Source organism: Verrucosispora sp. SN26_14.1 (genome assembly GCF_004307965.1).
Taxonomy (GTDB): domain Bacteria; phylum Actinomycetota; class Actinomycetes; order Mycobacteriales; family Micromonosporaceae; genus Micromonospora.
This window is the reverse complement of the sequence record NZ_SISL01000399.1, coordinates 1-5386: the sequence shown is the minus strand read 5'-3', so window position 1 is coordinate 5386 and position 5386 is coordinate 1. Positions and strand designations below refer to the sequence as shown.

The window sequence follows — 5386 nt, the reverse complement described above, 5'->3', positions numbered from 1 at the left end:
GCCGTCGACGTTCCGGTCGGCCGCCGGTGCCGCCGCGCCGGGGGTGTCGGGGGCACGGGCTAGAGTCGCTGCCGTGACAGCTACGACGCCGCGCCTGCTCCTCGTCGACGGACACTCCCTGGCATACCGGGCGTTCTTCGCCCTGCCGGTGGAGAACTTCTCCACCACGACCGGGCAGCCGACCAACGCCGTCTACGGCTTCACCTCCATGCTGATCAACGTGCTGCGCGACGAGCGGCCGACGCACATCGTGGTCGCCTTCGACGTGTCCCGCCGCTCCTTCCGCACCGAGAGGTACGCGGAGTACAAGGCCGGCCGCAGCGAGACGCCGAGCGACTTCAAGGGCCAGGTCAGCCTGGTCAAGGAGGTCCTGGCGGCGTTGCGGGTGCCAGTGGTGGAGAAGGAGGGCTACGAGGCGGACGACGTCATCGCCACGCTCGCCTGTCAGGCCCGCGACCAGGGCATGCCGGTGCTGATCAGCACCGGTGACCGGGACGCCTTCCAGCTCGTCGGCGACCAGGTCACCGTGCTCTATCCACGCAAGGGCGTCTCCGACCTGGCGCGGATGGACCCGGCCGCGATCGAGGCCAAGTACGGTGTCGGCCCGCAGCGTTACCGTGACCTGGCCGCGCTGGTCGGCGAGACCAGCGACAACCTGCCCGGTGTCCCGGGTGTCGGCCCGAAGACCGCCGCGAAGTGGATCAACACGTACGGCGGGGTGGAGGGTGTGATCGCCCGCGCCGACGAGATCAAGGGCAAGGCCGGTGACAGTCTGCGCGAGCGGCTGGCCGACGTGATCCGCAACTACGAGATCAACTGTCTGGTCACCGACCTCGACCTGCCGGTGCGGCCGGAGGACGCCCGCTGGTCGGGGTGGGACCGCGAGGCGGTGCACCAGGTCTTCGACACCCTCCAGTTCCGCATCCTGCGGGACCGCCTCTACCAGTACCTCGACGCCGTGGAGCCGGAGGCCGAGGCGGGCTTCGACCTGACCGGCGAGGTGCTGGCCGCGCCCGGAGCGCTGGCCGGGTGGCTGGAGACGCACGCGACGCCCGGCACGCCCGTCGGCGTTGCGGCGAAGCTGGACACCGGCCCCAACCGCCGGCACACCGCCGTGGTCACCGGCATGGCGCTGGCCACCGGCGACGGCGCGGCGGCCTGGTTCGACCCGAGCACGCTGGGGCAGGACGACGAGACGGCCCTGGCGGGTTGGCTGGCCGACGAGAACCGGCCCAAGGTGCTGCACGACAGCAAGCCGGCCGTGCTGGCCTTCGGCGCGCACGGCTGGTCCCTGGCCGGCATCGCCCGCGACACCCAGATCGCGGCCTACCTGGCCCGTCCGGACCAACGCTCCTACGACCTGACCGACTTGGCACTGCGTTACCTGCACCGGGAGCTGCGGGTCGACGCCCCGGACGACGGCCAGCTCACGCTGGACGGGTTGGGCGGTGACAGCGAGGCCGAGCAGAACCTGATGGTGCACGCCCGGGCGACGCTCGACCTGGCCGAGGCGATCGACGCCGAGCTGTCCCGCGACGGCGAGCAGTCGGCGCGGCTGATGGCCGGGGTGGAACTGCCGCTGATGCGGGTGCTGGCCGCCATGGAGCGCACCGGGATCGCCGCCGACACCGGCTACCTCTCGGAGTTGGAGGCGCACTTCGCCGCCGAGGTGAAGGCCGCCGCCCAGGGCGCGTACGCGGTGGTCGACCGGGAGTTCAACCTGGGTTCGCCCAAGCAGCTTCAGGAGATCCTCTTCGGTGAACTGAACCTGCCCAAGACCAAGAAGATCAAGACCGGGTACACCACGGACGCCGACGCCCTGCAGTGGCTCTACGCGCAGACCGAGCACCCGTTGCTGCACCATTTGCTGCGGCACCGGGACGTGGCCAAGCTCAAGTCGACCGTGGACGGCCTGCTCAAGTCGGTCTCCGACGACGGGCGGATCCACACCACGTTCAACCAGACGGTGGCCGCCACCGGCCGGCTCTCCTCCACCGAGCCGAACCTGCAGAACATCCCGATCCGCACCGAGGAGGGGCGCCGGATCCGTCGCGCGTTCGTGGTGGGCGAGGGGTACGAATGCCTGCTCACCGCCGACTACAGCCAGATCGAGATGCGGATCATGGCGCACCTGTCGACGGACGACGCGTTGATCGAGGCGTTCAACTCCGGTGCCGACTTCCACGCCGCCACCGCCTCGTCGGTCTTCGGGGTGCCGGTCACCGAGGTCACGCCGGACCAGCGGCGCAAGATCAAGGCGATGAACTACGGCCTGGCGTACGGGTTGAGCGCGTTCGGCCTGTCCCAGCAGCTCGGCATCACCGCCGAGGAGGCCCGGGGACTGATGGAGGACTACTTCGCCGGGTTCGGCGGTGTCCGCGACTATCTGCAGGAGGTGGTGGCGCGGGCCCGCCAGGACGGCTACACCTCCACCATCCTGGGACGCCGTCGCTACCTGCCGGACCTGGTCAGCGACAACCGGCAGCGGCGGGAGATGGCCGAGCGGATGGCCCTCAACGCGCCGATCCAGGGTTCGGCGGCGGACATCATCAAGGTCGCCATGCTGCACGTCGACACCGCGTTGCGGGAGGCCGGCCTGGGGTCCCGGATGCTGTTGCAGGTGCACGACGAGCTGGTCTTCGAGGTGGCGCCGGGGGAGCGGACGGCGGTGGAGGAACTGGTACGCCGCGAGATGGGTGCGGCCTATCCGCTCTCCGTGCCGTTGGAGGTGTCGGTCGGCGAGGGCCGGGACTGGAACAGCGCCGACCACTGACCGCGCAGACGACCGGGTCCCCGCTGGATCCGGTCGTGGGGCAGACCGGGGCGCCTGCCCGCCGGGCCGCACCGGTGCTCGCCGGTCGGGCGGTGCTCGTGTCGTCCAGGGCGGGCCAGTCGGGGCCGTGCCGGGCGGCCGGCGGTCAGGTGGTGAGGGGGCTGCTGGCGCTCAGGTGGTGAGCGGGGCCTCCGGGGCGGCGGCCGGCGTCGCGGTGTCGTGGCCGATGGGCGGTGCGGCGGCGCGCAGTGCGGCGGCGAGCCGGTCGCGGAGCGCTACCTGGGCGGCGATGCGGGCGTCCAGCACGGCCAGGCGGTCCCGGGCGATCCGCAGCCCGGCGGGGGAGGGCGCCGCCGTGGCCACGTCCCCGTCGAGGCAGGGCAGGAACGCCCGGACGTCGGTCAGGGTCAGCCCGCCGGCCAGCAGGTGACGGATGTTGCGGACCCGGACGACGGCCCGGTCGTCGTACTCGCGGTAGCCGTTGGCGGCCCGGTGGGAGTCGATCAGGCCGTGTTCCTCGTAGTGGCGCAGCGCCCGGGGCGTGCTGCCGGTGGCCCGGGCCAGTTCCCCGATCCGCAATCCGGGCACCGTCCTCTCACGCGACGACCGCTCCGCCGTCGACCGGCAGCACCACTCCGGTGACGAAGGCCGCGGCCGGTTCGCAGAGCCGCAGGATCGCCCACGCTATCTCTTCGGGGGCACCGATCCGGCCCAGCGGGGTGTGTGCGAGCTGCCAGGCGCGTACCGTGTCCCGCTGCTGCGGGTCGAGGCCCTGGTGCGTACCGATCGGGGTGTCGATCGCGCCGGGGGCGACCGCCACCACGCGGACGCCGCGTGGTGCGAGTTCCACCGCCCAGCTGCGGGTAAGCGAGTCGAGGGCGGTCTTGCCGGCGGCGTAGAGCGCGGAGCCCGGCCAGGCCCGCTGCCCGACCGCCGTGGTGACGTTGACGATCACTCCCCGGGCGTCGGTCAGCGCCGGGACGGCGGCGTGGGCGAGCCGGACCGGGGCGAGCAGGTTGGTCTCCAGTTGCCGGCGGGCCGCCGTCTCGTCGAGGTCGGCCAGGTCCCCGCCGCCGGCGATACCGGCGTTGTTGACCAGGACGTCCAGCCGACCGTGGCGGTCGAGGGCGGCGCGGACCACCCGGTCGGGCGCGTCGGCGGCGGTGACGTCGACGGCCAGCGGGGTGATCAGGGGGTGGTCGGTCGCGGTCTGGGTCAGCGGCGCGGTGCGGCGACCCACCGCGATGACGTGGGCCCCGGCGGAGCTGAACGCCCGGGCGGTAGCCCGGCCGATTCCGGTGCCGGCGCCGGTGACGACGACGACTCGGTGTGGCGTGTGGTCGATCATGGCGCCGATCGTCCGACCTTGCCGTCAGCGGCAGGGTCAAGCCATGCCTCCGCCGGATCAGGTCGCCCTAGTGCGGCAGGCCGGGCCGCGTCGGGGTGAGCGTGTGGGGACTCGCCGACGTCAGCGTGCCGGGCCGCGCCGGTTCTTCGGTGGGCTGCCGTGCCGGTCCAGTGCCTTGCGGGACGGGCCGCCGGGCGGGGGCAGCGGCGCCTTGACCGGGTCGTGGCCCCAGTTCATCAGCGAGTACCGCCACCGTGTGTCGCGGACGTCGCCGCTGGGTCGCTGCGCCATGTGGCGACGGACGTAGCCGACGACCTTGCGCATGTGCTTGTAGTCGGCGGCGCTGAGCTGGTCCCGCTTGCGACGGAGCAGGTCGACGATCTTGCGGCCGGACTCGTGGCCGACCGACTCGCCGCCCTCGGTGCCCTTCTTCTGCCAACCGACGTGCTTGGACTCCGGCGTCTCCAACCACTGCTGGAGCTCACCGGGCTTCATGTTCACCGCGTCGGTGAACTCACGGTAGGTCTGCTGGTCGTCGGTCCCGCTCACGGCGCAACACCTCCGGGTGGTGGGCGACGTCCTGGCCCGAGTCGGTCTCGGCCACGGCGCCGGTTACCCGGGGGTGCGGCACGGAAACGACGGGGGTGGCCGTCCACTCCCGTGGACCGGGTCCCGCGTTCCGCGATCTCAGTCGTGTCTCTCGGTGACGAAGACGGCGGTGCCGGGGAAGAGCCGGCCGCGCAGCGGGCTCCACTGCCCCCAGAGCCCCTCGTGTCCCTCGGGCCACTCCGGCTCCACCAGGTCCACCAGGCGGAACCCGGCACCGACCAGTTCACGGATCCGGTCGCCGAGGGTGCGGTGCTGCTCGACGTAGGTGGCCACGCCGGTGTCGTCCTGCTCCACGTACGGCTGCCGGTCGAAGTAGGAGTGCACGGCGGTCAGTCCGCCCTCGCCGGGGTCGTCGAGGAAGATCCAGCGCATCGGGTGGGTGACCGAGAAGACCCAGCGTCCGCCGGGGCGCAGGATCCGGTGCACCTCGCGCATCAGGGCGGCCGAGTCGTCGACGAACGGCACCGCGCCGAACGCCGTGCAGGCGACGTCGAAGCTGCCGTCGGCGAACGGCAGCGCCAGCGCGTCGGCCTGGGCCAGCGGTACGCGTACCCCGCTGCGGTCGGCGGCGCGCGCGGCGTGGCGCAGCATGCCGGCGGACAGGTCCACCGCGACCGGGTGGGCGCCCTGGGCGGCCAGCCAGCGGGCGCAGGACG

The 5386-nt window shown here is 72.6% G+C and carries 5 protein-coding genes; 1 reads left to right on the top strand and 4 read right to left on the bottom strand.

Features of this window, described 5'->3' with window-relative positions:
* Positions 1-73 precede the first annotated feature (73 nt).
* Positions 74-2773, top strand: coding sequence for a DNA polymerase I (gene polA / locus EYA84_RS25385; protein ID WP_131056034.1), 2700 nt, complete (start codon positions 74-76; stop codon positions 2771-2773).
* A 171-nt stretch (positions 2774-2944) separates the two neighbouring features.
* Here polA and EYA84_RS25380 read toward each other — a convergent pair whose 3' ends face one another.
* The 4 genes from EYA84_RS25380 to EYA84_RS25365 form a co-directional block, all read right to left on the bottom strand.
* Positions 2945-3361, bottom strand: a complete 417-nt coding sequence (locus tag EYA84_RS25380) for a MerR family transcriptional regulator (RefSeq protein ID WP_131056032.1) — start codon at positions 3359-3361, stop codon at positions 2945-2947.
* Positions 3362-3368: 7 nt separating this feature from the next.
* Entirely contained in the window at positions 3369-4121 is a 753-nt protein-coding gene (locus EYA84_RS25375; RefSeq protein ID WP_131056030.1) for an SDR family NAD(P)-dependent oxidoreductase, read from the bottom strand.
* A gap of 120 nt (positions 4122-4241) precedes the next feature.
* The gene (locus tag EYA84_RS25370) at positions 4242-4670 is read right to left on the bottom strand and encodes a DUF3140 domain-containing protein (RefSeq protein WP_131056028.1); all 429 of its coding nucleotides are present in this window, start codon (positions 4668-4670) and stop codon (positions 4242-4244) included.
* Between the two features lie 138 nt (positions 4671-4808).
* On the bottom strand, positions 4809-5386 hold a 578-nt coding region (locus tag EYA84_RS25365; protein ID WP_131056026.1), incomplete at its 5' end, for a class I SAM-dependent methyltransferase.